This is a genomic window from Klebsiella sp. DY2415 (genome assembly GCF_026314315.1).
Taxonomy (GTDB): domain Bacteria; phylum Pseudomonadota; class Gammaproteobacteria; order Enterobacterales; family Enterobacteriaceae; genus Klebsiella; species Klebsiella ornithinolytica.
The window spans coordinates 4,808,705-4,834,750 of the sequence record NZ_CP111115.1 but is presented as its reverse complement, the minus strand read 5'-3'; the positions used below and the strand labels follow the sequence as shown (position 1 = coordinate 4,834,750).

Annotated in this window: 23 protein-coding genes and 3 pseudogenes; 12 read left to right on the top strand and 14 right to left on the bottom strand. The window is 60.7% G+C overall.

The features are described from left to right. Positions 1-9: 9 nt before the first annotated feature. The 6 genes and pseudogenes from hpaI to OQV00_RS27185 form a co-directional block, all read right to left on the bottom strand. Positions 10-807, bottom strand: coding sequence for a 4-hydroxy-2-oxoheptanedioate aldolase (gene hpaI, locus OQV00_RS22960; protein ID WP_004857565.1), 798 nt, complete (start codon positions 805-807; stop codon positions 10-12). 10 nt (positions 808-817) lie between these two features. Next, positions 818-1,621 carry a 2-oxo-hept-4-ene-1,7-dioate hydratase gene (gene hpaH / locus OQV00_RS22955; protein ID WP_004857566.1) on the bottom strand — a complete coding sequence of 268 codons (804 nt, stop codon included), beginning with the start codon at positions 1,619-1,621 and terminating at the stop codon, positions 818-820. Positions 1,622-2,220: 599 nt separating this feature from the next. After that, positions 2,221-2,601, bottom strand: coding sequence for a 5-carboxymethyl-2-hydroxymuconate Delta-isomerase (locus OQV00_RS22950; RefSeq protein ID WP_032716515.1), 381 nt, complete (start codon positions 2,599-2,601; stop codon positions 2,221-2,223). A gap of 9 nt (positions 2,602-2,610) precedes the next feature. Next, on the bottom strand, positions 2,611-3,468 hold the full coding sequence (hpaD, locus tag OQV00_RS22945; RefSeq protein ID WP_004857568.1) for a 3,4-dihydroxyphenylacetate 2,3-dioxygenase: 858 nt from the start codon (positions 3,466-3,468) through the stop codon (positions 2,611-2,613). A gap of 71 nt (positions 3,469-3,539) precedes the next feature. After that, positions 3,540-5,006, bottom strand: a complete 1,467-nt coding sequence (gene hpaE / locus OQV00_RS22940; protein ID WP_015585210.1) for a 5-carboxymethyl-2-hydroxymuconate semialdehyde dehydrogenase — start codon at positions 5,004-5,006, stop codon at positions 3,540-3,542. Next, positions 5,003-6,396 (bottom strand): annotated as a pseudogene (locus tag OQV00_RS27185) (fumarylacetoacetate hydrolase family protein). Before OQV00_RS27185 ends, hpaE begins: the two are co-directional and overlap by 4 nt. Positions 6,397-6,685: 289 nt before the next feature. On the opposite strand from OQV00_RS27185, the gene hpaR reads away from it, so the two are divergent. After that, positions 6,686-7,141: a homoprotocatechuate degradation operon regulator HpaR gene (hpaR, locus tag OQV00_RS22925; RefSeq protein WP_004857572.1), complete on the top strand. Its 456-nt coding sequence runs from the start codon at positions 6,686-6,688 to the stop codon at positions 7,139-7,141. Between the two features lies 1 nt (position 7,142). Here the strand turns inward: hpaR and OQV00_RS22920 are convergent, their stop codons facing one another. Genes OQV00_RS22920 through OQV00_RS22905 form a run of 4 tightly spaced genes read right to left on the bottom strand, consistent with a single transcriptional unit; the run spans position 7,143 to position 10,702 of the window. Beyond that, entirely contained in the window at positions 7,143-8,408 is a 1,266-nt protein-coding gene (locus tag OQV00_RS22920) for an FAD-dependent oxidoreductase (protein ID WP_004857573.1), read from the bottom strand. After that, positions 8,389-8,652, bottom strand: a complete 264-nt coding sequence (locus OQV00_RS22915; RefSeq protein WP_054829458.1) for a 2Fe-2S iron-sulfur cluster-binding protein — start codon at positions 8,650-8,652, stop codon at positions 8,389-8,391. Before OQV00_RS22915 ends, OQV00_RS22920 begins: the two co-directional genes overlap by 20 nt. Further along, entirely contained in the window at positions 8,649-9,758 is a 1,110-nt protein-coding gene (locus OQV00_RS22910; protein WP_143722787.1) for an NAD(P)/FAD-dependent oxidoreductase, read from the bottom strand. The genes OQV00_RS22915 and OQV00_RS22910 overlap by 4 nt, the downstream gene beginning before the upstream one ends. Then, positions 9,755-10,702, bottom strand: coding sequence for a 4-hydroxyproline epimerase (locus OQV00_RS22905; RefSeq protein ID WP_004857576.1), 948 nt, complete (start codon positions 10,700-10,702; stop codon positions 9,755-9,757). The genes OQV00_RS22910 and OQV00_RS22905 overlap by 4 nt, the downstream gene beginning before the upstream one ends. A gap of 310 nt (positions 10,703-11,012) precedes the next feature. Between OQV00_RS22905 and OQV00_RS22900 the strand changes: the two genes are divergently transcribed. The 5 genes and pseudogenes from OQV00_RS22900 (at position 11,013) to OQV00_RS22880 (ending at position 17,165) form a co-directional block, all read left to right on the top strand. Continuing rightward, entirely contained in the window at positions 11,013-11,840 is an 828-nt protein-coding gene (locus OQV00_RS22900) for an AraC family transcriptional regulator (protein WP_004857578.1), read from the top strand. Between the two features lie 151 nt (positions 11,841-11,991). Continuing rightward, positions 11,992-12,912 carry a dihydrodipicolinate synthase family protein gene (locus OQV00_RS22895; RefSeq protein ID WP_004857580.1) on the top strand — a complete coding sequence of 307 codons (921 nt, stop codon included), beginning with the start codon at positions 11,992-11,994 and terminating at the stop codon, positions 12,910-12,912. A gap of 14 nt (positions 12,913-12,926) precedes the next feature. Next, a pseudogene (locus tag OQV00_RS22890) lies at positions 12,927-14,526 on the top strand (aldehyde dehydrogenase (NADP(+))). Between the two features lie 15 nt (positions 14,527-14,541). After that, a complete protein-coding gene (locus tag OQV00_RS22885; RefSeq protein WP_004857583.1) occupies positions 14,542-16,143 on the top strand; it encodes an APC family permease in 1,602 nt (533 codons plus the stop codon). Positions 16,144-16,154: 11 nt separating this feature from the next. Next, entirely contained in the window at positions 16,155-17,165 is a 1,011-nt protein-coding gene (locus OQV00_RS22880) for an Ldh family oxidoreductase (RefSeq protein ID WP_004857585.1), read from the top strand. Between the two features lie 140 nt (positions 17,166-17,305). On the opposite strand, the gene OQV00_RS22875 is transcribed toward OQV00_RS22880, so the two are convergent. Further along, complete coding sequence (locus tag OQV00_RS22875; RefSeq protein WP_032716522.1) at positions 17,306-18,526, bottom strand: amino acid deaminase; 1,221 nt, start codon at positions 18,524-18,526, stop codon at positions 17,306-17,308. 79 nt (positions 18,527-18,605) lie between these two features. Further along, positions 18,606-18,751 (bottom strand): annotated as a pseudogene (locus tag OQV00_RS22870) (hypothetical protein). Between OQV00_RS22870 and OQV00_RS22865 the strand changes: the two are divergent. From OQV00_RS22865 to OQV00_RS22845, 5 genes are all read left to right on the top strand, one after another. Continuing rightward, a complete protein-coding gene (locus tag OQV00_RS22865; RefSeq protein ID WP_163980442.1) occupies positions 18,729-20,168 on the top strand; it encodes an N-acyl-D-amino-acid deacylase family protein in 1,440 nt (479 codons plus the stop codon). The pseudogene OQV00_RS22870 and the gene OQV00_RS22865 sit on opposite strands and share 23 nt — an antisense overlap. 10 nt (positions 20,169-20,178) lie before the next feature. Beyond that, positions 20,179-20,571, top strand: a complete 393-nt coding sequence (locus tag OQV00_RS22860; RefSeq protein ID WP_004857591.1) for a RidA family protein — start codon at positions 20,179-20,181, stop codon at positions 20,569-20,571. 174 nt (positions 20,572-20,745) lie between these two features. Further along, positions 20,746-22,233 carry a sodium:solute symporter family protein gene (locus OQV00_RS22855; protein WP_004857593.1) on the top strand — a complete coding sequence of 496 codons (1,488 nt, stop codon included), beginning with the start codon at positions 20,746-20,748 and terminating at the stop codon, positions 22,231-22,233. Positions 22,234-22,243: 10 nt separating this feature from the next. Further along, the gene (locus OQV00_RS22850) at positions 22,244-23,116 is read left to right on the top strand and encodes a 2-dehydro-3-deoxygalactonokinase (protein WP_163980444.1); all 873 of its coding nucleotides are present in this window, start codon (positions 22,244-22,246) and stop codon (positions 23,114-23,116) included. After that, complete coding sequence (locus OQV00_RS22845) at positions 23,103-23,702, top strand: 2-dehydro-3-deoxy-6-phosphogalactonate aldolase (RefSeq protein ID WP_048024227.1); 600 nt, start codon at positions 23,103-23,105, stop codon at positions 23,700-23,702. Before OQV00_RS22850 ends, OQV00_RS22845 begins: the two co-directional genes overlap by 14 nt. On the opposite strand, the gene OQV00_RS22840 is transcribed toward OQV00_RS22845, so the two are convergent. Continuing rightward, positions 23,699-24,562, bottom strand: coding sequence for a MurR/RpiR family transcriptional regulator (locus OQV00_RS22840; protein WP_004857599.1), 864 nt, complete (start codon positions 24,560-24,562; stop codon positions 23,699-23,701). The two genes, OQV00_RS22845 and OQV00_RS22840, sit on opposite strands and share 4 nt — an antisense overlap. 79 nt (positions 24,563-24,641) lie before the next feature. After that, positions 24,642-25,175 carry a GNAT family N-acetyltransferase gene (locus tag OQV00_RS22835; RefSeq protein ID WP_032716524.1) on the bottom strand — a complete coding sequence of 178 codons (534 nt, stop codon included), beginning with the start codon at positions 25,173-25,175 and terminating at the stop codon, positions 24,642-24,644. Between the two features lie 32 nt (positions 25,176-25,207). Between OQV00_RS22835 and OQV00_RS22830 the strand changes: the two genes are divergently transcribed. Beyond that, a complete protein-coding gene (locus tag OQV00_RS22830; protein WP_044347499.1) occupies positions 25,208-26,041 on the top strand; it encodes a GNAT family N-acetyltransferase in 834 nt (277 codons plus the stop codon). Positions 26,042-26,046 lie beyond the last annotated feature (5 nt).

The window sequence follows — 26,046 nt, the reverse complement described above, 5'->3', positions numbered from 1 at the left end:
ATTATCCGTTCAGTAGACGGATTTATTGTTATCAGTTGTGGTGGTGATTGCGTCGGTAAACCGTGCTGCCAGCGCTTCTGCGCCGCGGGCCAGCAGGGTGGTATCGACACCGACGGCGACGAACAGCGCCCCCAGCTCGAGGTAGCGTTTCGCCAGCTGTTCATTGGCCATCAGAATGCCCGGGGCTTTACCCGCCTCGCGAATCAGGACGATGGCGCTTTCAATGGCCGCCTGCACCTCAGGATGCTGCGGATTACCGCCGAAGCCCATATCCGCGCTCAGATCCGCCGGGCCGATAAACACGCCGTCGACGCCTTCTACCGCGAGAATCTGCGGTAGATTTTTCAACGCCTCGCGAGTTTCAATCTGCACCAGCACGCACATGGCATCGTTGGCCTGATGGATATAGTCCGGAACGCGGTTCCAGCGAGAAGCGCGCGCCAGGGCGCTGCCGACGCCGCGAATACCGGCCGGCGGATAGCGGGTGGCCTTCACCGCCAGCTGCGCTTCTTCGGCGTTTTGTACCATCGGCACCAGCAGTGTCTGTGCGCCGATATCCAGCAATTGCTTAATCTGCACCGGGTCATTCCACGACGGGCGAACCACCGGCTGGCTGGAGTAGGGGGCGATCGCCTGCAGTTGGGTCAACACCGTTTGTACATTATTCGGCGCGTGTTCGCCGTCAATCAGCAGCCAGTCAAACCCGGCGCCGGCCAGCAGTTCGGCGCTGTAGCTGCTGCACAGCCCCAGCCACAGGCCGATTTGTGGCCGTCCGGCCTGCAGCGCCTCTTTAAACGTGTTATTCATCATCTTCCCCTTACACAAAGCGGCAGCTGATTGCGCCCATGTTGCCGTAATCGACGTGGAAGGTATCACCCTTACGCGCCGGTACCGGGCGGGTAAACGAGCCGCCGAGGATGATCTGCCCGGCTTCCAGCTGGACATCGTATGGCGCCAGCTTATTCGCCAGCCAGGCGACGCCGTTTGCCGGATGGTTGAGCACCCCGGCGGCAACGCCGGTCTCTTCGATCACCCCGTTGCGGTACAGCAGGGCGGAGATCCAACGCAGATCCAGCTCGTCGGGCTTAATCGGCCGCCCGCCGAGGATCACCCCGGCGTTGGCGGCGTTATCGGAGATGGTGTCGAAGACTTTGCGCGGGCGCTGGGTTTGCGGATCGATGTTGTGGCAGCGGGCGTCGATCAGCTCCAGCGCCGGGATCACATAGTCGGTGGCGTTATAGACGTCGAACAGGGTGCAGTTCGGACCACGCAGCGGTTTCGCCAGCACGAAAGCCAGCTCGACTTCAATCCGCGGCACGATAAAACGGTCGGTCGGAATGTCGCTACCGTCGTGAAAAAACATATCATCGAGCAGCGCGCCGTAGTCCGGCTCGCTAATTTGCGAACTGGCCTGCATCGCTTTTGAGGTCAGGCCGATCTTATGGCCCTTCAGCACCCGCCCTTCGGCGATCTTCATCTCAACCCACTCGCGCTGGACGGCGTAGGCGTCCTCAATGGTGATCGACGGATAATCCAGCGAGATCGCGCGGATCTGCTCACGTTGTTTTTCGGCCTGATTCAGTCGCTGGGCGATCAGGGTGCGGGTTTGTTTATCGAGCATAGTGGCTTCCTGTTACCTCGTTCGGTGTCGCGGTGTCGCGGCGCCGGGTGGCGCTACGCTTACCCGGCCTACGGTTGGTGCATTGTTCTGGCCGTTGTCGACCCGGTGGCGCTGCGCTTACCCGGTCTACGGTTGGTGCATTGTTCTGGCCGTTGTCGACCCGGCGGCGCTGCGCTTACCCGGCCTACGGTTGGTGCATTGTTCTGACCGTTGCCGACCCGGTGGCGCTACGCTTACCCGGCCTACGGTTGTTGCATTGTTCTGGCCGTTGTCGACCCGGCGGCGCTGCGCTTACCCGGCCTACGGTTGGTGCATTGTTCTGGCCGTTGTCGACCCGGTGGCGCTGCGCTTACCCGGCCTACGGTTGGTGCATTGTTCTGGCCGTTGTCGACCCGGTGGCGCTACGCTTACCCGGCCTACGGTTGGTGCATTGTTCTTCCGTTGTCGACCCGGTGGCGCTACGCTTACCCGGCCTACGGTTGGTGCATTGTTCTGCCGTTGTCGACCCGGTGGCGCTACGCTTACCCGGCCTACGGTGCGTGCATCGTTTTGCCTTTTGTAGGCCCGGTAAGCGCAGCGCCACCGGGCGAAAAGGCGCGCTATTTAAACAAGGCGTGGACATTATTCTGTTTGTAGTTCAGCGTCGGGTGCAGTTCTTCAATCTCAAATGACAGCGCCAGATAGCGGCTCTCCATCAGAGCGGCGAAGTGGCTTTTTATCAGCCCAAACAGCATTTCGCCGACCTCTTCACGGCTCTCCAGGCTACGCCCGCTGCCGATTTTCAGCGTCATATGCACGAAGGCGTAATCCTGCCTGCCGTCGGCCATCTGCCAGGTGTCCAGCCAGATGGCGCGGCTGCGGATGCCACCCAGCGGGAAGATGCCGGTAGCGGCCAGCGCCTGATTGACCTGGGCGAACAGGCCGGGTAAATCAGCCTGTTCGCGGATGTTGTCGGTACACTCAGCGATAAAATGCGGCATGGTGGCTCCTTACGCCTGGGCCGGAAGCGGGAACACAGCGTTGACCTGGCCGGTGCCGGAACTGGCGAACAGGTCGGTAATAAACTCCACCTTGCCGTCATATTTATCCCAGCCGAGCACGCCGAGCAGCATCACCGTGTCGTGCATATTGCCTTCGCCGTAGCAGTAGTCGGCATATTCCGGCAGCATGGTGCAGAACTCTTTGAACTTGCCTTCACGCCACAGCTTGACCACGCGTTCATCCATCTGATGATCAAACTCGCGGGTGTAGCTGTTCATCCCCTCTTCGGCGCGCTGGTCGTCGATAAAGCGGTGCGACAGTGAGCCGCTGGCGAAGACCGCCACGGTACCGTCATACTTTTCAATGGCTTTAACGATGGCTTCGCCCAGCTTGCGGCTGTCGGCAAAATCGTGAACGGTGCAGAACGCGGAAATCGACACCACTTTGAAATGCTTATCGCTGTTCATGTAGCGCATCGGCACCAGCGTGCCGTACTCCAGCTTCAGGCTGGGGATGTTGTGCGCTTTCGCCCGCACGCCCAGTTTGACCGCTTCGTCGGCAATCATCTGACCCAGCTCCGGGTTGCCGTCGTAGTCGTAGGTCATATCGCGGATAAAGTGCGGCAGTTCGTTGCTGGTATAGACGCCTTTGAAATGGTCGGCGCAGTTAATGTGGTAGGCGCTGTTGACCAGCCAGTGGGTATCGAAAACGATAATGGTATCGACGCCCATTTCTCGGCAGCGCTTGCCAATTTCTTTATGGCCGTCGATGGCAGCCTGACGACAACCATGATTTTTCCCCGGCAGTTCAGAGAGATACATTGACGGCACGTGAGTGATTTTGGCGGCTAACGCTAATTTGCCCATGCGGTGTTCTCCTTACATAACCTGAATAGTATGAGCCGCAGCCCGCCAGGGTGCGGCTCGACGGATGACGGTTATACGCCCCATTTCGGGATCGGATGGTCACCCATGGAAATACAGACGTTTTTCATTTCGGCGAACACTTCAAAGCTGTACTCGCCGCCTTCGCGGCCGGTGCCGGAGGCTTTCACGCCGCCAAACGGCTGGCGCAGGTCGCGGACGTTCTGGGTATTGACGAACACCATGCCGGCTTCAATACCGCGCGCCAGACGCAGCACTTTGCTGATGTCCTGGGTCCAGATGTAGGACGCCAGGCCATACTCGATGTCGTTCGCCAGGCGCAGCCCTTCCGCTTCGTCTTTAAACGGCAGCAGGCAGGCCACCGGGCCAAAAATCTCTTCTTGCGCAACGCGCATGCGGTTATCGACGTCCGCCAGCACCGTCGGACGCAGGAAGTTGCCGCCTTGCAGATGCGCAGGCAGATCGGACGGCTTGTCCGGGCCGCCGGCCAGCAGGGTGGCGCCTTCCTCGATGCCGAGGCGAATATAGCCGGAGACTTTTTCCCAGTGCTGCTTGCTGATCAGCGCCCCGACCTGGGTATTCGGATCGGTCGGGTCGCCGACGCGCAGGCGGTTAGCGCGTTCGGCAAAGCGTTTAACGAATTCCGGGTAGATGCTCTGCTGAATGAAGATGCGCGACCCGGCGGTACAGCGTTCGCCGTTGATTGAGAAGATGGTGAACAGGGCGGCATCCAGCGCGCGCTCGATATCGGCATCTTCAAAAATCAGCACCGGTGATTTACCGCCCAGCTCCATGGAGTACTTCTTCAGACCGGCATTTTTCATGATGTTGCGCCCGGTGGCGGTACCACCGGTAAACGACACTGCGCGGACGTCGTGATGACGCACCAGGGCATCGCCGGCGCTGGCGCCGTAGCCCTGCACCACGTTGAGTACGCCGGCCGGAATACCGGCTTCCAGCGCCAGTTCGCCCAGACGATCGGCGGTCAACGGCGACAGCTCAGACATCTTCAGCACCGCGGTATTGCCCAGCGCCAGGCACGGCGCGACCTTCCAGGTGGCGGTCATAAACGGCACGTTCCACGGCGACACCAGCGCGCATACGCCGACCGGCTGCACGAGGGTGTAGTTGAGCATCTTGTCGTCAACCGGATAGGTCTTGCCGTTCATCTGCTGGCACACTTCGGCGAAAAACTCGAAATTGTGCGAAGCGCGCGGGATCAGCACATTTTTGGTCTGATGAATCGGCAGGCCGGTATCGGCGGTTTCCATCGCCGCGATCTCCGGGACGTTCTGGTCAATCAGATCGCCCAGGCGGCGCATCAGGCGCGCGCGCTCTTTCATCGGCAGGTTGGCCCATTTCGGGAACGCTTCTTTCGCGGCGGCAACGGCCTGATTCACTTCGGCTTCACCGCCGGAGGCGACTTCCGCCAGCACTTCGCCGGTGGCCGGGTTGGTGGTATGGAAATATTCTGCGCCCGCGACGTTTTTGCCGTTGATCCAATGGTTAATTTTTTTCATGACAGCTTCTCCTCATACGCTTGCTGGCTGATGATGCGGTTGACCAGGCGGCCGACGCCTTCGACTTCGACGATCGCTTCGTCGCCCGGCACCACGTCGGACAGCCCTTTCGGCGTGCCGGTGGCGATCATGTCGCCCGGTTGCAGGGTCATGAATTCACTCAGGTAAGCGATCAGGAACGGGATGCTGAAGATCAGATCGGCCGTCGTGCCCTGCTGGCGCAGCTCGCCGTTGACCCAGGTGCGCAGAGTCAGGTTATGCGGATCCGGGATCGCCTCTTTGCTCACGATCCACGGCCCGATAGGGGTCAGGGTGTCGCGGCTTTTTACCCGCAGATTCGGCCGGTAGTAATTTTCCAGATAGTCGCGAATGGCGTAGTCATTACAGACGGTGTAGCCGGCGACATAGTCCATGGCATCGGCTTCGGCGACGCGGCGCGCGGTTTTGCCTATCACCACCACCAGTTCGGCTTCGTAATGCATGTACTCCACGTTGTCCGGGCGTACCGACTCTTGTTCATGACCGATAAAGGTGTTCGGCGCTTTGATAAAGACCAGCGGCTCTTCCGGCGGCTTAAACTCCAGCTCGCTGGCGTGGTCGGCATAGTTCAGACCCAGCGCGAACAGCGTTCCGTCGGCGGGAGGCAGCCAGCGAAAGTCGCCTGCTTGAAGCAGGGTGCCATCGGCGAGGCGAACCTGGTCGCGTTCATCGACCTGTACGTCGTAGCGAGCGCCTTGCCATTCAATACGTGCCTGTTTCATGCCAGCTCTCCTTCTGCAACAACCGGGTTTTCCAGCGCCGGGAAACCTTCGGCGAGGATCCGCACGCGATCGCCGGGCTGCAGCGTGACGCGGGCGTGAGGGGTGCCGATCAGAATGGCATCGCCGGGATTCAGGGTGGCAAACTCGCTCAGCGCGCTTAACAGTTCGGCGGCATTGCGCTGTAGATCGCCGGTATTCCAGCTGTCGGCCTCGCGGCCGTTGATTTCAGTGATGATGGTCAGATTGTCCACGCTATCCACCGGGGCGAGGGAACCGATCGGGCAGAAGCCATCGCGGCATTTGGCCTTAATCGCCGGGCGGTAAAAGCTCTCTTCCGGCAGGCTGACGTCATTGGCCAGCGCATAGCCGGCGATAAAAGAGGCGGCGTCGTCGGCGGAAACCTTACGCGCGGTTTTGCCGACAATCAGCGCGACGGTTGCGCCGCTCTGCACGGTTTCACCCTGCGGATAGGGAATTGCCTCGCCGGCACCGATGACGGTATTGCGAGGTTTGATAAACCAGACCGCGGTTTTCGGCGGCGTTTTGTAAGGGGCCTGTTGGAACGCATCGCGCCAGGCGTCAAGCTGGCTGCGATGGTTGAGCGCAACGGCGAAGATGGTACCTTTCATTCACCACTCCTCTGGTACTGATGTCGGATGCTAAGGGATATTCATTAATATGTTAATGATCATCTTTTATTCCTTGTGGCGGGGTTTGGCAAACAGAAGTGAATGTTTTGTGATCTGATTAACAATAAATTTACAGTATAAAATTTTATATGTTATTAATCAGTTTGTTATGGTTTTTTGTCGTCTCGGCTGGTACTTTTCAGGTGCAGAAACCGGTTGCGTCATGGCAGGATAGGCGCTAATTATTAACTTATTAATAAACATAAGAGTGCGATGTTGAGGGTATGTGATGCATGATTCGTTAACCATTGCGTTGTTGCAGGCGCGGGAAGCGGCGATGGGCCATTTCCGACCGATCGTTAAACGCCATAATCTCACCGAGCAGCAGTGGCGTATTGTGCGCATCCTTGCGGAAAATCCGTCGATGGACTTTCACGATCTGGCGTTCCGCGCCTGTATCCTGCGCCCCAGCCTGACCGGTATTCTGACCCGTATGGAGCGCGACGGTCTGGTGCTGCGTCTCAAGCCGGTCAACGATCAGCGCAAGTTGTATATTTCGCTGACGCCGGCGGGCTACACGCTGTATGAAAGCGCGCAGGCGCAGGTGGAAGAGGCCTATCGCCTGATTGAAGCGCAGTTCACCAGTGAAAAGATGCAGCAGCTGACCGCGCTGCTGGAAGAGTTTATTGCGCTCGGCAACCGTCAGGGCGCCGGGCGCAGTGATGAAAGTGATGAGGAAGAGTAGATCAGCGCATCGTTCGGGGGTCGGCCAGCGCGATAAGGGTTTCGGTTCTGGCGGGAGAGAGCGGTTCGCGCGGCTGCGGTAGCGGCCAGCCGTACAGCCAGCGGGCGGTGGTCGCGCAGGTTTTCCCCTGACAGGCGCCCATTCCGCAGCGGCGGGTCAGTTTTGCCTGGTGCCAGCTATCGGCATCGGCTACTTCGCCGCAGCGCACATCTTCACAGCGGCACAGCAGGCTATCCGGCGTGGCGGCGTTTTTCAGGCTCTCTGCCAGGGTGAATGTGCGGTTGACCGCCTGAGCAAATGTCTGCCAGCGCTCGCGACGGGCAAAGTGGGCCTGGGCGCAAGCCTCGGCGTCAGCTGCCGCAAAGCCGGCAATTTCACCCTCTGCCAGCGCCAGTTCGCTGCCGCCGAAGCCGGTGCATTCGCCCGCGGCGTAGATGTTGGCGACGCTGGTCTGCTGCCAGCGATTCACCGCTATTGCCTCGTCAGCTATTGTGCAGCCGAAGTGCAGCGCGGTTTCAATATTGGGTACCAGGCCGTAACCGATAGCCAGCCGCTGGCAGGCGATTGTCCGCTCTACGCCGCGAGCATCGCGCAGCGTAATGGCTTCAAGCTGCGTCTCGCCATGGGCGCGAATCACCTGGCTACCGCTGAGATAGCGTCGCGGGGCGAGGGTGGCCAGCTGGCGAAGTTTTTCCGGCCAGCGCCACAGGCTGCTGCCAAAACGCAGTAAGGCGCTGAGCGGGGCCTGCTCAACAATTTGTCGAACTTCACCTCCGCTTTTTTTCACCGTTGCGGCCACCGCCAGCAGCAGCGGACCGCTGCCGGCAATCACCACTTTTTGCCCCCGCAGCGTCAGACCGTGTTTAATTTGCGCCTGTAACCCCCCGGCGCCGGTGACGCCGGGCAGCGTCCAGCCGGGGAAAGGCAGCGAGAGTTCGCGTGCGCCGCAGCAGAGGATCAGTTTTTGCCATTCGACAACCCCGCTGTCGTCGGCGGTTTCGAACAGGACGCGATGTGCCGAAGGGCGGGCGATAAGCCGGGCGCCGTTCAGCGAGGTGATGTTTTTCTCCGCGGCAACGGCTTCCCGGTAGCGGCGTGCCAGAGCAGGGAGCTGCACCTGCGGACCCTCGCGCCAGATCTGCCCGCCGGGGCGCGGATTATCGTCGAGGATCACGACCTGCTTACCGCAGGATGCGGCCGCCAGCGCGGCGGCGAGACCCGCCGGGCCGGAGCCGAGAATCAGAATGTCACAACGCAGGGTTTGCATGGCAGCTCCTTTCAATCGTCATTCCGGGCTGGCACAGCGTCTGGCAGGCCAGTACCCGGCGTCCGTTGACGGCCACCCGACACTCCTGGCAAATGCCCATGCCGCAAAAAGGGGCGCGGGGCTGGCCGCCGACGGCTATGCGTGTGGTGGGATTCGCCGTCAATGACAGCGCTGCCGCGACGCTGATTCCCACCGGCACATCGCGTTTTTCACCTTCAATCATCACCGGGATAGTCTGGCTCATGCGATAGCCTCTTTTTTCAGCAGGCGGGCCGGGAGCCACGCGTCGGGGGCTAACGGACTGCGTTCGCCCAATAGCTGGGCGACGAGTAGCGCCGCGCTGGCGGGGGCGGTGGTGACGCCGAGCCCTTCATGACCCAGCGCCAGCCACAGACCGGGACGTGACGGGTGGGGACCAATCAGGGGATTTCCGTCCTCTGATGCGGCGCGAAAGCCGCTCCAGCAGCGGATAATATTCAGCCCGGCGAGGGGGGGCAGGAAGTGCCGGGCACGGTCGAGCATCTGTGCCAGCAGCGGCAAATCCAGCTGGCGTTCTGAGTGATCAAACTGCCGCGAAGAGCCGAGCAGCAGCTGTCCGGTGGGGCGCGGCTGCACGTTAAACGCCACCGAGGTGCCGCCGCCGTGGGCGCTGGCGCCGTAGCCCAGTTCGACCAGCTGATGATGGAGTAACGGGCCGTAGCGGTCGGTGATCGCCAGCTGACCTTTCTTGGGCCGCAGCCAGTTTTCCCCCAGCAGCCCATTGGCGCCGAGGCCGCAGGCGACCACGATAGCCGGCGCCCGCAGCCGTTTTCCGCTGGTCAGCGTCACCGCCGGCTCGGCGATTTCCGTGGCGCCTTCGCTGAGACAGGTCAGGTTGTCTCCCGCGTCGGCGATAAACCAGCGCGCGACTTCAGGGGCATAGACGATACCGTCGCCGGGCACCCACAGCCCACCCTGCAGGCCGGCACGCAGCAGCGGTTCTCGCTGCATCAACTGTGTGGGGGTCTGCATCTCGCTGGAGACCTGATATGCGGCCATTCGCCGCTGCTTCTCCCGGGCAATCTCCAGCTCCTGGGGAGTTTCCGCCAGCCACAGAGTGCCGCAGCCGCGCCAGGCGCAGCGCTCGGGCATCCGCGGCGTGAGGGTGCGCCAGCATGCCAGTGACCAGGCGGAGAGCGCGAGTTCGGCGGGATCGTCATCCATACACACCAGATGGCCCATGCCGGCTGCGGTGGCGCCCGGCTGGCGATCGTCGAGCAAAATCACTTTTTGCCCGCGTTTCGCCAGCTGCCATGCGCAGGCGGCGCCGACGATCCCGGCACCGATCACGATGACATCGCCGTGGTTCACGACACGATCCCCCAGCAGAAGGGATCGTCCGGGTTGAGGATCAGCCGGGTATCGCCGCAAACCCAGGCTTCGCCGCGGATCGTCGGAATGATACCGGCGTCGCTGCGCGTATAGCTGGCGGTAAACTGACTGCCGATAATACTGGCCTGGCGCCAGAGTTCGCCGGGCTGCAGCTTGCCATCTTCGGCCAGACAGGCCAGTTTGGCGCTGGTTCCGGTGCCGCACGGCGAGCGATCCCAGGCTTTCCCCGGGCACAGTACGAAACTGCGGCTGTCGGCATCGGCGGCGTCGGCAAAGAGTTCGATATGGTCGATTTCGCCGCCGTCATCGCCGCGGATCCCGGCGGCTTCCAGCCCTGCACGTACGGCCCACGCATACTCGGTAAGCTGCGGAATTTGGGCGGGTTCGAGGGTGAAGGGATGATCGTTGATGAGGAAAAACCAGTTGCCTCCCCAGGCAATATCACCGGTGACGGTTCCCACCGATGTGCTGACGCTGAGCTGTTTTTTACCGCGCCGGGCCGGAACATTCTCCACCGAGACGCTGCCATCTTCATGTAGCGTTGCGCTGACGTTGCCCACCGGCGTTTCAATCAGATGGGTGCCAGGCTTGATGCGACCAAGCCATGCCAGCGAAGCGATAAGCCCGATGGTGCCATGCCCACACATGTTCAGAAAGCCGGCATTGTTGAAGAAAATCACCCCGGCGGTTGCCTGCGGTGAGACCGGCTTGCACAGCAGCGCCCCCACCAGCACATCGTTGCCGCGCGGCTCCAGGATAACCGCCTGGCGCCAGCGATCGAATTCGCGGGCGAAACGTTCGCGGCGCTCCGCCATGCTGCCGTTACCGAGATCCGGAAAACCGTCCACAATCAGGCGGGTCGGTTCGCCGCCGGTATGAGAATCAATGGCTCTGAGTTCAATGGGGTGACGTGGCGCAGTCATGGCTATCTCCGGAGGTTAACGATTTGTTTCATCATGCTGGCGCAACAGACCGCCTCCGGCTTGAACGCTTTCGCCAGAGAAAATGACGAAATCGGCACAATAAACGGCGGCGCCTGTTTATGAATGACATAGTTATTTCTTATTAATCATTCGCTTATTGCTGTGGTAAACCGAAAGTCGCGATCGCGCCAGCGACGTACTCAGGGGAAAATATAAACCGGAGTCAGGATCGCAAAACGCGGTATTGCCGCTTGATGTGTTACCAAAAGGTGAATAAATATCCTCCCGTCACCCGCCATGAGGAAGCCTTATGTTCTGTGTTACTGCTGCTGCTTCGGAGCACGCTCCGGTTGAGGATACGGATCTGGCCGTGGATGAGCTGAGCCAGATTTGCGAAGGGCTGGCGCGCCAGCGCCCGGAAAACATGCCATCGTTGCTCAATGCGCTGGCGCTCATCGCGCCGCTGCTGAACGCGATTCCCCATGTGGTTTTTTTTATCAAAGATGCCCAGGCGCGCTACCTGCTGGCGAACCTGACGCTGGCTCGTCGCTGCGGCTTTAAAAGCGTCTCCTCGCTGTTAGGCAAAACCTCGGCCGACGTCTTTCCATCGGCGCTGGGGCAGGGCTATACCGAACAGGATCTGCGGGTGTTGAGAGAGGGGGTGACCCTGCGCGACCAGCTCGAAATGCACCTCTATAACGGGCGTGAACGCGGCTGGTGTCTGACGCAAAAGCTGGCGCTGCGCGATGTTCACGGCCAGGTGATCGGCATGGCAGGGATCTCGCACGATCTTCAGGAGGCGCATGCCCGACATCCTGCCTGGCAGCGGCTGGCGATCGTCGATGATCATATTCGTCGCCACTACCATCGCCCGATCACCATGGAAGAGCTGACCGGGTTAAGCGGCATGTCCGTGGCGCAGATCGAACGCTATTGCAAACGGATCTTTCACCTCACGCCGCGGCAAATGATCCACAAGGTCCGCCTCGAAAAAGCCACCGAGCTGCTGGCGGGAGAGACGCCGATTACCGATATTGCGCTGCAGTGCGGCTATACCGATCACAGCGCCTTCAGCCGTCAATTTAAAGCGATGACCGGCTCCACGCCGCGCGATTTTCGCCTGACGCTGGCGGGATAATCGTCGGCTCACACTTTTTGCGACTGTGCTAATTTCGTCATCGTATTGGAAGAAAACCGACAAGCCGCCGGGTCCATGAAACGTCAATCTGTCAGTGAAAATTCACCATTCATTCACTTTGACTTAACAAAATGACGACAAGGAACCGAGCATGAGCAAAAAAGCGATTCACTGGAGCGGCGTATTTCCGGCAGTCAGCACGCAGTTTCGTCAAGATTACTCCCTCGATTTAGATGCCACCCATGCGGTGATGAAAAACCTGGTCAGAGACGGCGTCTCCGGGCTGGTGGTGTGCGGCAGCGTCGGGGAAAACACCTCGCTGACAACCGAGGAAAAACTGCAGATTATTGAAGTGGCGAAGGATGCGGCGGGCGGCAAAATTCCGGTGATCGCCGGGGTCGCCGAGTTCACTACCGCGTTTGCGCAGAAGATGGCGAAAGAGGCCGAGCGCGTTGGCGTCGACGGGATTATGGTGATGCCGGCGCTGGTCTACTCCTCGAAGCCGCACGAAACCGCCGCCCACTTCCGCAGCGTGGCCACCGCCACCGACCTGCCGATTATGGTTTATAACAACCCGCCGATTTACAAGAACGACGTCACGCCAGATATCCTCGCCACCCTCACCGATTGCGACAATATCGTCTGCTTCAAAGACTCATCCGGGGACACCCGTCGTTTCGTCGATCTGCGTAACACCGTCGGCGACCGCTTCGTGCTGTTTGCCGGGCTGGATGATGTGGTGGTGGAGAGCATCGCCGTGGGCGCGGAAGGGTGGATTTCCGGCATGTCGAACGCTTTCCCGCGCGAAGGCGAAACCCTGTTCCGTCTTGCCGCACAGAAACGCTATGACGAAGCCATGGCGCTGTATCGCTGGTTTATGCCGCTGCTGCACCTCGATGCGCGTCCGGATCTGGTGCAGTGCATCAAGCTGTGCGAAGAGCTGCTGGGACGCGGCAGCGCCGTCACCCGTCCGCCGCGTCTGGCGCTGGAAGGGGAGACCCGTCAGCAGGTGGTGAACATCGTGGAACAGGCGCTGGCGACGCGTCCTGTGCTGCCGGACGTGGGCCTGTGAGGCGGGGAGCGACGATGAGCGAAACAGAAATGACGGCGGGTCGGCAGTTTATCGCCGGGCGCCGCGTCGCCAGCGGCGAAGCCACGCTCCTCAGCCTGAAGGCTGCGGACGGCGAGGCCACCGGCCACCGTTTTTATCCGGCCTCCCGGGAGGAGGCCGCACTGGCGGCGCAGGCGGCGGCGCAGGCTTTTGCCGCCTATTCCGGAACCTCGCCAGAGACGCGCGCGCGCTTTCTGGAGACCATTGCCGATGAACTGGACGGGCTGGGCGAGAGCTTTTTTGCCATTGCCCATGCTGAGACCGCGCTGCCGCTGGCGCGTTTACAGGGCGAGCGGGCACGCACCAGCGGTCAGCTGCGGATGTTTGCCGGTCTGTTACGCCGCGGGGATGTTCTGGGGGCGCGCATTGATACGGCGCTGCCGGCGCGTCAACCCTTACCGCGAGCGGATCTGCGCCAGTATCAGGTGGCGCTTGGCCCGGTTGCGGTATTCGGCGCCAGCAACTTTCCGTTGGCCTTTTCTACCGCCGGCGGCGATACCGCCTCGGCGCTGGCGGCCGGTTGCCCGGTGGTGGTTAAGGCTCATCCCGGACATATGGCAACCGCAGAGCAGACGGCGCAGGCCATTGTGCGGGCGGTGGAGAAATGCGCCTTGCCCGGCGGGGTGTTCAACATGATTTTTGGTACCGATATCGGGGCCGAACTGGTGCGCCATCCGGCGATTCAGGCGGTGGGATTCACCGGTTCGCTGACGGGGGGGAAAGCGCTACTCCAGCTGGCGCAGCAGCGCCCGCAGCCAATCCCGCTGTTTGCGGAAATGTCGGCGATTAATCCGCTGATTATTCTGCCCCAGGCGCTCGCGCGCGGCGTCGCTGGCCAAAGATCTGGTGGCGTCGTTTACCCTCGGCGGCGGGCAATTTTGTACTCGCCCAGGGTTGATTCTGGCGCTCAAGGGCGAAGGGCTGACGCGCTTTACTGCCGCGTTATGTGAACAGGTTCAGGCCGCGCCCGCTCAGGTTCTGCTCAATGCGCCGACCCTGCAACACTATCGCGCCGGTGTCGAGACGCTCGACGCCTGTCCGGGTGTGCAGCGGCTGGCCAGCGGTGAAGCGGCCTGCGGCCAGCGGGCGCAGGCGTTGTTGTACCTGGCGACGGCGGAGGCGTTCATGGCGCCGGATAGCGTGCTGCAAACCGAGGTGTTTGGCCCGCTGTCGGTACTGGTGGAAGTGGCGGACGAGACGCAGATGATGGCGCTGGTCAGTACGCTGCAGGGACAGCTGACGGCGACGCTGCATGCCGATGCGGACGATCGTCCCCTGGCGGCGCGTCTGCTGCCGCTGCTCAGCGATAAAGCCGGACGGGTGCTGTTCAACGGCTATCCCACCGGCGTGGAAGTGTGCGATGCGATGGTGCACGGCGGCCCCTGGCCGGCCACCACCGACGCGCGCGGCACATCGGTTGGGACCCGGGCGATCGAACGTTTTCTGCGGCCGGTTTGTCTGCAGAACGCCCCTGCCGCGTTGCTGCCGCCGGCCTTGCAGGATGCTAACCCTTTAAACCTGCTGCGCCTGGTGAACGGCCGGTGGACCCGGGAAGCGATTTCCCCCTCATGTTGACGGAAGGGCATCACGATGACTATTCACACTACGCATAACAGTCAAACCCGCGTTGCTGAGTCGGGTAAGTTTAAAAAGCAGCTGACCTTAACCGATCTGACGTTTATTGGCCTGGGGGCGATTTTTGGTTCCGGCTGGCTCTTTGCCGCCAGCCACGTCGCGTCGATTGCCGGGCCCGCCGGGATCGCCTCCTGGGTGATCGGCGGCTTTGCGGTTTTGCTGCTGGGCATCGTTTACTGCGAACTGGGGGCGGCGCTGCCGCGCGCAGGGGGGATTATCCGTTATCCGGTCTTTTCGCACGGTGAGCTGATGGGGTATCTGCTCGGCTTTATTACGCTGATTGCCTTCTCAAGCCTGATTTCTATCGAAATTGTCGCCGCCCGTCAGTATGCCGCCGCCTGGTTCCCGGCGCTGACCCAGCCGGGATCCAGCTCGCCGACTCTGCTGGGCTGGGTGGTGCAGTTCCTGCTGCTGTGCTTTTTCTTTGCGCTTAACTACTACAGCGTCAAAACCTTTGCCCGCTCGAATAACTTTATCAGCGTGCTGAAGTTTCTGGTGCCGCTGCTGGTAGTGATTACCCTGTTCACCTTCTTTAAGCCGGAAAACCTGCATACTCAGGGGATTGCGCCGTTTGGGATGTCCGGGGTGGAAGCGGCGATCAGCGCCGGCGGGATTATCTTTGCCTATCTGGGGCTGACGCCGATTATTTCCGTTGCCAGCGAGGTTCAGCATCCGCAGCGCACGATCCCGGTGGCGCTGATTCTGTCGGTGGTGCTATCGACCATTATCTATGTGCTGCTGCAGCTGGCGTTTCTCGGCAGCATTCCGACGGAAATGTTAAGCGGCGGCTGGGCGGAAGTGAGTAAACAGTTCTCGCTGCCGTATCGCGATATCGCTATCACTCTCGGTATGGGCTGGCTGGCCTTTATGGTGATTAGCGACGCGATCATCTCCCCGAGCGGCACCGGCAATATTTACATGAACGCCACGCCGCGCGTTATCTACGGCTGGGCGAAAGCCGGAACCTTTTTTAAAGCCTTTACCCACATTGATAAAGAGTCCGGCATTCCGCGTCCGGCGCTGTGGTTGACCTTCGGTCTGTCCATCTTCTGGACGCTGCCGTTCCCCTCCTGGGAGCAGCTGATCAGCGTGGTCTCGGCCGCGCTGGTGTTGAGCTATGCGATCGCGCCGGTGACCGCCGCAGGGCTGCGCCGTAACGCGCCGGATCTGCCGCGTCCCTTCCGCGTGCGGGCGTTCGCGATTATTGGACCGGTGTCGTTTATGATCTCCGCGCTGATCGTCTACTGGTCCGGCTGGACCACGCTCTCCTGGCTGCTGGGGCTGCAAATCGTCATGTTTGTGGTCTACATCCTGTGCAAAGGCAAAGTGCCGGTACATACCGTCAGCCTGGCGCAACAGGTGAAATCCTCGCTGTGGCTGATCGTCTTCTATGCGCTGATCATGCTCTTTTCCTGGTTGGGCAGTTTTGGTGGTACTAATGAGATAGCTCACCCCTGGGATACGGTGCTGGTAGCGGTGATGTCGCTGGGAATTTATTACTGGGGCGCGCGCAGCTGTCTCCCCCAGGCTAATTTTAGCGGAGACGAAGAAGAGTAGAGGAGAAGGTCATGGAAACGGTAACCCTGTCGTTACCCGAAGCTTATGCGCTGGCGATGCGGGCGCTGAGCGCTAATGGATTCAGCGAGGATCACGCGGCGGCGGTAGCGCGCAACGTCACCGGCGGGGAGCGTGATGGCTGCGCTTCCCACGGCCTGTGGCGGCTACTGGGGATCGTGGACACCCTGCGTAAAGGTAAGGTCTCCCCGGATGCCGAACCGCAGATTGACGATCGGGCGCCGGGGATTGTGCGCGTCGATGCCGGCGGCGCGTTTTCGCTGCTGGCGTTTGAGCGGGCGCTGCCGCTGCTGGTGGAGAAGGCGCGCCGCAGCGGTATCGCCGCGCTGGCCATCAACCGCTGCGTGCATTTTTCGGCGCTGTTTGCCGATATCGAACCGTTGACGGATGCCGGCCTGGTCGGGCTGGCCTGCACGCCGGGCCATGCATGGGTGGCGCCTGCGGGCGGCAGCCTGCCGCTGTTTGGCACCAATCCTGTCGCCTTTGGCTGGCCGCGGGGGGATAAGCCGCCGTTTATTTTTGATATGGCCACCAGCGTGGCGGCGCGCGGCGAGATTCAACTGCATCAACGTGCCGGGAAAGCGTTACCGGAAGGATGGGGGATTGATCGTCAGGGCCAGCCGACTACGGACGCCGGAGCGGTGCTGGCCGGGGCGATGCTGACCTTTGGTGGCTATAAAGGATCGGCGCTGGCGGCGATGGTCGAGCTGCTTGCCGGGCCGCTGATTGGCGACATGACCAGCGCGGAATCGCTGGCGTGGGACGGTGGTGCGGGCGGGCTACCCTACGGCGGCGAGCTGATTCTGGCGCTGGATCCGCAGCGGTTCCTCGGTGCGGAGGCTGATGCACATCTGGCTCGCGCGGAGACGCTGTTTAACAGCATGCAGGCGCAAGGGGCGAGACTCCCGGGCGAACGGCGCTATCTCTGCCGCCAGGAGAGTGAATGCCAGGGCGTCACCATTAGCCGTTCGTTGTTTGATGAGATTTCCGCGTTGAGCGAGTAGTTGAACCGCCCGCGGAGTTATCGGGGCCTTGGGCGACAGGAGAGCGGCGGTTTCCCCGGCGGCGTTGTGCTTGCCGGGGCGACAGAGAGCGGTGGTTTCTGGCAACCGAATAAGACGTCAGCCGCTAACCGTAAACGTCATCAGAACAAGGTGTCCAGCTCCTCGAGCACGTTGTACTCGTCATCCACCAGCAGCAGGGTTTTCCACTTATCGAAGGTCAGACACGGATGAGAGGTGCCAAACAGCACAATATCGCCGACCTGCACATCGCAGCCCGGCGCCAGGCGCAGCATGCAGTGCTGATCCATAATCCCGACGCTGACTATCTCGTCGGCCTGCAGCGGTAATGCTTTGCCGTGGCGATAGTGGGCGACAGGCTGTGGGAGTCCGGCATCGAAGGCGCAGTCGCGCTTGCCGAAATTGACCACCGCGCGATCCGCCTCCGGGACCGACTGCACCATCGCCATCAGCTCCAGCGCAGAGGTCAGGTCGCCGCCGAGATCGCAGGCGATCGGATCGCGGGCGATCAGCTCCTGCCGGGCAATCTCATAGATCCCCACATCATGAGTGATGTAACAGCCCGGTCGGATCACCACCCGGCAGCGATCCGGCTTCTGTGCGGCCAGCCACACGTTGCACACCACGTCATACCAGACGGTCCCCGCGCCGGTCAGAATAAACTCACCCTCAACCAGCGGCGCCATCTGGCAGGCGAGCCCGGCGGCCTGACGCAGCAGCGCTTCAACCTGCGGCTGCGGATCGTCGCCGTGCAGCACCCCTTCGTACAGTTCCAGCCCGCGAAGCGTCAGGCCCGGTAGCGTGGCGACCTCCTGGGCCAGCGCCAGCGCCGCGTCCACGCTCCGGCAGCCGCAGCGCCCGCCGGGAACGCCCAGCTCAATGAGAACATCCAGCGTTTGCTGGCGCGCGCTGAAGAACGCCGACAGAGTGCGGGCATTCGCCAGGCTATCCACGCAGCAGAGAAAATCCACCGCCCGGTAATGGGCCTTCAGTTGTGAAACCACCTGCATGTTGGCCTGACCGACCAGCTGATTGACCATTAAGACGCGCTCAATTCCGCTGGCCATCGCTGCGCTGGCCTGCCAGGCGCTTCCCACCCCGATACCCCATGCTCCCGCCCGCTGCTGGGCCTGAAAAATCCATGGCGTCATCGTCGTTTTTCCGTGCGGCGCCAGCGAGACGCCGCGGGTATCGGCATAGCGCTGCATCCAGGCAATGTTATTTTCCAGCGCTGTTTTTTTCACCAGCGCCGCGGGCAGGCAGACCTCTTCAGCCAGCAGGTTGGCCGGGCAGGCCATGACGGCGGATTTATGCGGGACAAGCGTATCGGAGTGGTATTTCATAACACTATCCTTTCAAGGTTCAGGTACGGGTTTCAGATGGGTATCATATATAACTTGTTGATATTGATTGTTTTAATACTTAAATATTATCCATTGTGAATAAAAGTATCACAAAACGATCTGGGTTTTGCGTAGTTTTCCACTGTTTTTTCACCTTGTAAATGGTTAACTTGTCGGCATAGTCGAAAGGGAGTAATTGCAAATGAAGGTTGACTGGCTTTTCAAGAACGTCACGGTGATTGATGGAAGCGGCGGACCGCAGTATCGCGGCGACGTGGCGGTGAAGGGCGATCGTATTGTCGACATCGCGCCGGCGCTGAATGTGGCGGCTGACCGCGAGATTGACGGCGAGGGGCGCGTGCTGGCGCCGGGGTTTATTGATGTGCATACCCATGACGATATCAACGTCATTCGTATTCCGGAGTATCTGCCAAAACTGAGCCAGGGCGTGACGACGGTTATTGTCGGGAATTGCGGGATCAGCGCGGCGACGGCGACAATGCGCGGCGATGTTCCTGATCCGATGAACCTGCTGGGTGAACAGGCGCAGTTTATCTATCCCACCGTTGAAGCATACGCGCACGCTGTGGAAGCGGCCCGGCCGTCGCTCAACGTCGGGACGCTGATTGGTCATACCGCGCTGCGCAATAACCATATGGACGATCTGCTCCGTCCGGCAACGGAGAGCGAGATTGCCGGGATGCGCGTCCAGCTGCGCGATGCGTTACGCCAGGGAGCGCTTGGCCTGAGCACCGGGTTGGCCTATGCCAGCGCTTTCCAGTCCACCACCGAAGAGGTGATGGCGCTGGCGGAAGAGCTGGCGGCGGAGAAGGGCATTTATACGACCCATCTGCGTTCTGAATTTGAACCTATTCTGGATGCTCTCGACGAAGCGTTCCGCATCGGGCGTCACGGCAACGTCCCGGTGGTGGTTTCACATCATAAATGCGCCGGGGCAAAGAACTGGGGACGCACGCGGGAGACGCTGGCCTTCTTCGATGAGATGCGCCAGCGCCAGGAGATTGCCTGCGACTGCTACCCGTATTCCGCCAGCTCCTCAACGCTGGATATGAAACAGGTCACCGATGAGTTCGATATTGTGATCACCTGGTCGGAATCCCGGCCGGAACAGGCGGGAAAAACGCTTAAGCAGATTGCCGATGCGTGGCAGATGAGCCTGCATGAGGCGGCGGCGCAGCTGATGCCTGCCGGGGCTATCTACTACAACATGGATGAGCAGGATGTCCGGCGGGTGATGCGCTATCCCGTCACGATGATCGGCTCCGATGGGTTGCCCAACGACCCGATGCCGCATCCGCGTTTATGGGGCGCTTTTCCCCGGGTGCTTGGCCATTACAGCCGTGATGAGCAGCTGTTTCCGCTGACCACGGCGATTCACAAAATGACCGGCCTGTCGGCAGCGCGCTTCCGGCTGGCGCAGCGCGGGCTGGTGAAAGTCGGTTATTTTGCCGATCTGGTGCTGTTCGATCCGCTGACGGTGCGTGATGTGGCCAGCTTCTCCGATCCGAAACAGCCTGCGGAAGGGATCGAGGCGGTGATGGTGAACGGCATCATGAGCTACGGCAGCGATAAAAAAATTACCGGGCGCGCAGGGCGTTTCCTGCGTCGCCAGATGGACTAAGGAGCGGAATATGAGTATCAAACGTTATGGCGTTGAAGGCGGGACCGGAACCGGCGGGCAGCATCTGCCCTTCGCGCGGGCGGTTGAAGCCGGGGGCTGGCTGTATGTCTCCGGCCAGACGCCGATGAAAAACGGGGAAGTGGTAGAAGGCGGCATTGTTGAGCAGTCGCGGCTGGCGATTCAGAACTGCGTCGATATCATGACCGAAGCAGGCTACAGCCTGGCGGATGTGGTGCATGTGAAAGTGATTCTGACCGACTCACGCTATTTCCAGTCATTCAATAAAGTGTTCCGCGAGTTCTTTGCTGAGAATCCCCCCGCACGCATTTGTTGCGTTGCCGATCTGGTGGTGGATTGTAAAGTCGAAGTGGATGTGACCTGCTATAACGTCGCTCGCGTGTAAATAAGAATTCCCCACCGCCGGGTGGGGAGTGACCCATAAAAATGTGACAATCGTGCCAAATTGACTCCATCAATCGGCGCGAGCAGGGTTGCTTTGCCTTTTTTCTGGCATCGTTACGATTAACTCATAATATTCAGCGGTACGAATATTATTTATTACGCCTGGATGTGAGCAATGAATAATATGTCATTCCTGATTTGGTTTTCTGTTTATGCCTGCGCCATGATTACCTTAGGTTGGTATGTTTCTCGCAAGCAAAAAAACGGTGATGATTTTCTACTGGGCGGCCGCTCTCTGCCGATGTTTCTGACGCTGGGTTCGACGGTGGGCACCATGGTCGGCACCGGTTCGAGCGTGGGTGCCGTGGGCTTTGGCTACAGCAACGGCTGGGCGGGGATGCTGTATGGCCTCGGCGGCGCGGTGGGCATTTTACTGGTCGCGTGGTTATTTGCGCCGGTACGTAAATTTCGCTTTATGACTATGAGCGAAGAGATGTCCTATTATACCGGTGGCAGTAAAATTATTAAAAACCTGGTAGCGATCCTTATTTTTATTGCCTCAATTGGCTGGCTTGGCGCGCATATATTAGGCGGCGGGCTCTATCTGGCATGGGCCAGCGGTATTGATATTAATGTCGCCAAAGTCATTATCGCGCTGGCATTTGTGGTTTATGTCGGTATTGGCGGCTATTCCGCGGTCGTCTGGATCGATACGGTTCAATCGATTGTGCTGTTCGTGGGTTTTATTTTGATGGCGATTTTTGCCGTCCAGCACGTGGGCGGCTGGAGCCATATTCAGCAGGCCGTCGACCCGGCAGCACAGAGCCTGTTTGCCGTCGATAAACTCGGGGTGCTGCCCGCGCTCTCGCTGGCGATCGTCATTGGCGTGGGCGTCCTGGCGACGCCGTCCTATCGTCAGCGTATCTACTCGGCGAAAACCGTCTCCTCCGTGCGCCAGTCCTTCACCATCACCGGACTGCTATACCTCGGTTTCTCCTTCCTGCCGGCGATTATCGGCATGGCGGTGTGGACCATGAATGCGAACCTCGAAAACAGCGGCTTTGCCTTCCTGTTTGCCACTCAGGTGCTGCCGCCGGTGCTGGCGATGGCGATCCTGATTGCCGGGATGTCGGCCAATATGTCCTCCGGCAGCTCTGATGCGATTGCCGCGGTGTCTATTATGCTGCGCGACCTCTATACCCTTGTGACCGGCCATATGCCCGCGCCGGAGAAAGCGATTCGTCTGTCGCGAATGTTCCTCGTGCTGGTTATTGCCCTGGCGCTGGTGTTTGCGCTGACCTCTAACGACATCATCAGCTACATCACCAAAATGATCTCGATGATCATGTCCGGCATGTTCATCTGCACCATGCTCGGCCGTTTCTGGACGCGCTTTAACTGGCAGGGGGCGGTAGCCGCTCTGGCTGGTGGGGCTGGGGCATCGGTGGCAGTGCTGATGAACAGCGACTGGCTGGCCTTCTGGGGCAATCCGTGTATCCCGTCGGTACTCACCAGCCTGGTCGCGTCTGTGGTGGTGACGTTGATCACGCCGGCCAGCAGCATGAGCCGGGAAGAGGCGCTGGAGATGATTACCCGCGAACGTGAAAGCCGTCCGGCGGCACCGCCGCTGCCGATTGGCAAACGCCATCCGTCGCAGAGCTAAGGGAGGCGTAATGAAGAGCTATATTGCCGTCGACTGGGGCTCGACACAGCTGCGCGGCTGGCTGATTCGCGACGGAAAATGCGTGGAGACAATGCAGCTTCCTCTCGGGGTCTCGCGGCTCAACGGACAATCGCCGGCGGAGGTTTTCCACCGGTATCTGACGCCGTGGCGTGCAGCCGCGGAGCTACCGGTAGTCATGGCCGGAATGATCGGTAGCGATGCGGGCTGGCAGGCGGTGCCCTACCTGGCCTGCCCGGCGGCGATTGATGAACCGGGGCGTCAGCTGTTTGCCGTTGCTGACGGCGTGTGGATTGTTCCCGGCCTTAAGGTAGAACAGCGCGGGGATTACAACGTGATGCGCGGGGAGGAGACGCAGCTGCTTGGCGCATCGCAGATAGCGCCGGCGACGTGCTACGTGATGCCGGGTACGCACTGTAAATGGGTGCAGGTTGAACGGGGCGTGGTGCGCCACTTCGCCACCGCGATGACCGGAGAGCTGCATCATCTGCTGCTTAGCCAGTCGCTGATCGGTAAACAGCTTCCCGACCAGCAGGCGGATGAGGCGGCATTTACCCTTGGGCTGGAAAAGGGGAGGGAGGCGCCGTCGCTGGTGGTTGACCTGTTCGGCGCCCGCGCCGCGCGGATACTGGGCGCGCTGTCGCCGGCATCGGTCAGCGACTATCTCTCAGGTCTCCTGATTGGCGCGGAGGTGGCGGCGCTCCGCGAACGCTACCGCGCGACGCACATCACGCTGGTGGGGGAACCGGCGCTAAATGAACGCTATCGTCGGGCGATGGCGGCCCACGGAGTGACGGTCAACAGCTGTCGCGGGGATGAGGCATTTCTGCGCGGCATCGCGAGGATTATCCATGAACACGTTTAAACTGGTCGCGATTTTGCGCGGCATTGGTCCGCAAGAGGCGGCGGAGCATATTGAGATGCTGATTGACGCCGGCTTTCGCTATATCGAAATCCCGCTCAACTCGCCGGAGTGGCAGCGCAGTATTCCGCAGATGGTGGCGCAGTTCGGCGCCCGGGCGGTGATTGGCGCAGGGACGGTGCTTAACGTCGGGCAGGTTGATATCCTGGCGCAGGTCGGGGCGAAGCTGATCGTGACGCCCAATACGCAGCCGGCGGTGATTCGCCGGGCGGTCGAGCAGGGGATGCTGGTTTGTGCCGGCTGCGCCACCGCGACAGAGGCCTTTAGCGCGCTGGAGGCCGGGGCACAGTGGCTGAAGATTTTCCCTTCATCCAGCTTTGGCCCGGACTATATTCGTGCTCTTAAGGCGGTGCTGCCGCCTGACGTACCGGTGCTGGCGGTTGGCGGCGTGACGCCGGAAAACCTGGCGACCTGGGTGCAGGCCGGCTGTTCGGGGGCGGGATTAGGCAGCGATCTCTATCGCCCCGGGCAGCCGCCGGAACAGACCCGGGAGCAGGCCAGACGCTTTATCGCTGCGAGCCTGGTTTAATCACCCAGCGGCTGACGGTCGACGCCGCCGCGGTGGCTGTCGAGCGCCAGCTTGATACGGCGCAGCCGATCTTTCGCCTGCGGTTTGTTGGCCATCGCCAGTTCGGTGGCCAGCACATCCACCATCGCCAGCATGGCATAACGGGACGTGCTGGGTTTGAAGATATAGTCGTTTTCGCGTACCAGCAGCGGTAAGACGAGGTCCGCCTGATCGGCCAGCGGCGTTCCCGCTGGCGTAATCGCAATTACTTTCGCGCCGTACTGCCTGGCGATAGCCGCGCTTTCAATCATCTCTTTGGTATATCCTCCGAGCGACAGGACGATCACCACGTCTTTTGGCGTCACGGCGGAGCTCATCATCCGTACCAGCAGGCCGTCGTTCTGACTGACGACCGGCAGGCCGAGGCGGAACAGGCGGTACTGGATCTCCTGGGCGCAGATGGTTGAACCGCCGCCCATGCCGATGGCCAGAATTTGCCGCGCGTCGCTCAGCCAGGAGACGGCGCGCTTCAGCGCCTCAATATCCAGCGCCCGGCGGTTGGTTTCCAGCACGCCGATGATGGATTCGTAAATGCCCTGCACGCCTTCGAGATCCGGCACATCGAGAATAAAGCGCTGACCGACAGCCAGAGACTGCGCGAGCTTCATCTTCAGCTCACGGACATCTTTGCACCCCAACGCCCGGGCGAAACGGGTCACCGAAGCCTGGCTGGTGTTGGTCAAACGGGCGATTTCGGCGATGGGTAACTCTGCCGCCGCGGCGACATCATCGAGGATAAACTGGGCGATGCGCTTTTCGGTGACGGTCAGCTCGAGAAAGCGATCGGTGATGCAGGAAATGATATCGATCGAGTAGGCCATAGGGAGTACCAGACGGTAAAGTTAGCATGATACTTTGTACCATATTCACCCCATAAACACAGCCCTGGCCGGAGACGACTTACAGCGTCAGGCGCATGGCGCAGCGCGTTTCCGGCGGCAGACCGTGCTCCGTTTCCAGCGCCCTTTTTGCCGCCAGTCCCGCCGGCAGCCTTAGCTCGCTCAGCATTGAAAACCCCAGGCGCGTATAAAACGGCGCATTCCACGGCACGTCGCGAAAGGTGGTGAGGGTGACCGCCGGATACGCCGCCTGCCGGGCGCTCTCAATGACCTGCTCCAGCATCATGCGGCCAATGCCTCGCCCCTGCCACGCCTGATGAACGGCGATCTCGACGATAAACAGGGCATCGTCCAGCGGTTCGGTCAGCAGGAAGCCTATCGGTCGTTCATCGGCCACGGCCAGCAGGCTATGGTCAGTTTCAAGAAACAGGCGGTGGCGCTCGGGGCTTATGACTTCGCTTTCCGCCAGCCAGGCCAGCGCCGGAATCTGGCGAAAAGACTGGGCCGCCGAGCGCTCAATCGCGGGCAGGAGAGGAATGTCGTTCTCCTGAGTCAGGCGAAAAGTCGTTGCGGCGGTTATAGTGTTATTTTTCATCGCTTCAGCATAGCAATTTTCGGGAGAAATGCATGGCATTGATAGCCGTCCCAGCTACCGGTTTTAGCAGCGAGCAGTTAAGCACGATCCTCAGCGACTGTTTTGAAGATTACCTGGTGCCGGTTTCACTGCCGGTGGCGGTGTTCGTTCAGCGCTTCGGTTCCGAGGGACTGAGCCTGCTCGACTCCTGCGTCTGGCTGGATGGCGGGACGCCGGCGGCAATCGCCATCGTGGCCCGGCGCGGCGATGAGGCGAGACTGGCGGCTTTTGCGGTGCGTCCGGCCTGGCGCGGCAAAGGCATGGGCCGTCGGCTGATGACGCCGCTCATGGCCTCGCTGCGGGAGCAGGGCGTGCGGCGAATGTGGCTGGAGGTGATCCGCGAAAACTATGCGGCGGTGGCGCTGTACCAGTCTTTAGGCTTTGTTGTACATCATGGGCTGTGCGGATTTGTCAGTACCCGGGCGGAGGATACCGCGGCGGCGCTGGAAGAGGGGGATGTGCTCCCTCTGTTGCGCAGAGCCGGAGCGGAGATCAACGGTCGTCTGCCGTGGCTGATGGATCCGTTGACCTTCGCCACGCTGCCATGCCGGGCGCTCACTCTGAACCAGCAGGCTTTTGCCGTGCTGGCAACCTTAACCTCCACGCCGCAGCTACAGTTTTTGTGGGTTGAGCCCTCCGTTCGCGGCCGCGGGCTGGCGCATGAGATGCTGAGGGCGCTGGCCCGCCAGTTCCCCGGCCTGAGTACTTCGGTGATCATTCCCGAATCATTTACGCCGCTGTTTAGCGCGGCAGGGTATGCGACCCTGGCGCTGAAGCAGTATGAGATGTGCGTGGAGTTCAGCGGGTTACCGCCTGCCGAATGCTAGCGAAT

What these genes read in the sequence shown, in the direction of transcription:
- hpaE (WP_015585210.1), bottom strand. Translation starts at nt 5,006, where the DNA reads ATGAAAAAAATTAACCATTGGATCAACGGCAAAAACGTCGCGGGCGCA.
- hpaD (WP_004857568.1), bottom strand. Translation starts at nt 3,468, where the DNA reads ATGGGCAAATTAGCGTTAGCCGCCAAAATCACTCACGTGCCGTCAATG.
- OQV00_RS22875 (WP_032716522.1), bottom strand. Translation starts at nt 18,526, where the DNA reads ATGAAATACCACTCCGATACGCTTGTCCCGCATAAATCCGCCGTCATG.
- OQV00_RS22830 (WP_044347499.1), top strand. Translation starts at nt 25,208, where the DNA reads ATGGCATTGATAGCCGTCCCAGCTACCGGTTTTAGCAGCGAGCAGTTA.
- OQV00_RS22850 (WP_163980444.1), top strand. Translation starts at nt 22,244, where the DNA reads ATGAAGAGCTATATTGCCGTCGACTGGGGCTCGACACAGCTGCGCGGC.
- OQV00_RS22885 (WP_004857583.1), top strand. Translation starts at nt 14,542, where the DNA reads ATGACTATTCACACTACGCATAACAGTCAAACCCGCGTTGCTGAGTCG.
- OQV00_RS22915 (WP_054829458.1), bottom strand. Translation starts at nt 8,652, where the DNA reads ATGAGCCAGACTATCCCGGTGATGATTGAAGGTGAAAAACGCGATGTG.
- OQV00_RS22855 (WP_004857593.1), top strand. Translation starts at nt 20,746, where the DNA reads ATGAATAATATGTCATTCCTGATTTGGTTTTCTGTTTATGCCTGCGCC.
- OQV00_RS22920 (WP_004857573.1), bottom strand. Translation starts at nt 8,408, where the DNA reads ATGCAAACCCTGCGTTGTGACATTCTGATTCTCGGCTCCGGCCCGGCG.
- hpaI (WP_004857565.1), bottom strand. Translation starts at nt 807, where the DNA reads ATGAATAACACGTTTAAAGAGGCGCTGCAGGCCGGACGGCCACAAATC.
- OQV00_RS22840 (WP_004857599.1), bottom strand. Translation starts at nt 24,562, where the DNA reads ATGGCCTACTCGATCGATATCATTTCCTGCATCACCGATCGCTTTCTC.
- hpaH (WP_004857566.1), bottom strand. Translation starts at nt 1,621, where the DNA reads ATGCTCGATAAACAAACCCGCACCCTGATCGCCCAGCGACTGAATCAG.
- hpaR (WP_004857572.1), top strand. Translation starts at nt 6,686, where the DNA reads ATGCATGATTCGTTAACCATTGCGTTGTTGCAGGCGCGGGAAGCGGCG.
- OQV00_RS22905 (WP_004857576.1), bottom strand. Translation starts at nt 10,702, where the DNA reads ATGACTGCGCCACGTCACCCCATTGAACTCAGAGCCATTGATTCTCAT.
- OQV00_RS22895 (WP_004857580.1), top strand. Translation starts at nt 11,992, where the DNA reads ATGAGCAAAAAAGCGATTCACTGGAGCGGCGTATTTCCGGCAGTCAGC.
- OQV00_RS22950 (WP_032716515.1), bottom strand. Translation starts at nt 2,601, where the DNA reads ATGCCGCATTTTATCGCTGAGTGTACCGACAACATCCGCGAACAGGCT.
- OQV00_RS22860 (WP_004857591.1), top strand. Translation starts at nt 20,179, where the DNA reads ATGAGTATCAAACGTTATGGCGTTGAAGGCGGGACCGGAACCGGCGGG.
- OQV00_RS22900 (WP_004857578.1), top strand. Translation starts at nt 11,013, where the DNA reads ATGTTCTGTGTTACTGCTGCTGCTTCGGAGCACGCTCCGGTTGAGGAT.
- OQV00_RS22835 (WP_032716524.1), bottom strand. Translation starts at nt 25,175, where the DNA reads ATGAAAAATAACACTATAACCGCCGCAACGACTTTTCGCCTGACTCAG.
- OQV00_RS22880 (WP_004857585.1), top strand. Translation starts at nt 16,155, where the DNA reads ATGGAAACGGTAACCCTGTCGTTACCCGAAGCTTATGCGCTGGCGATG.
- OQV00_RS22865 (WP_163980442.1), top strand. Translation starts at nt 18,729, where the DNA reads ATGAAGGTTGACTGGCTTTTCAAGAACGTCACGGTGATTGATGGAAGC.
- OQV00_RS22845 (WP_048024227.1), top strand. Translation starts at nt 23,103, where the DNA reads ATGAACACGTTTAAACTGGTCGCGATTTTGCGCGGCATTGGTCCGCAA.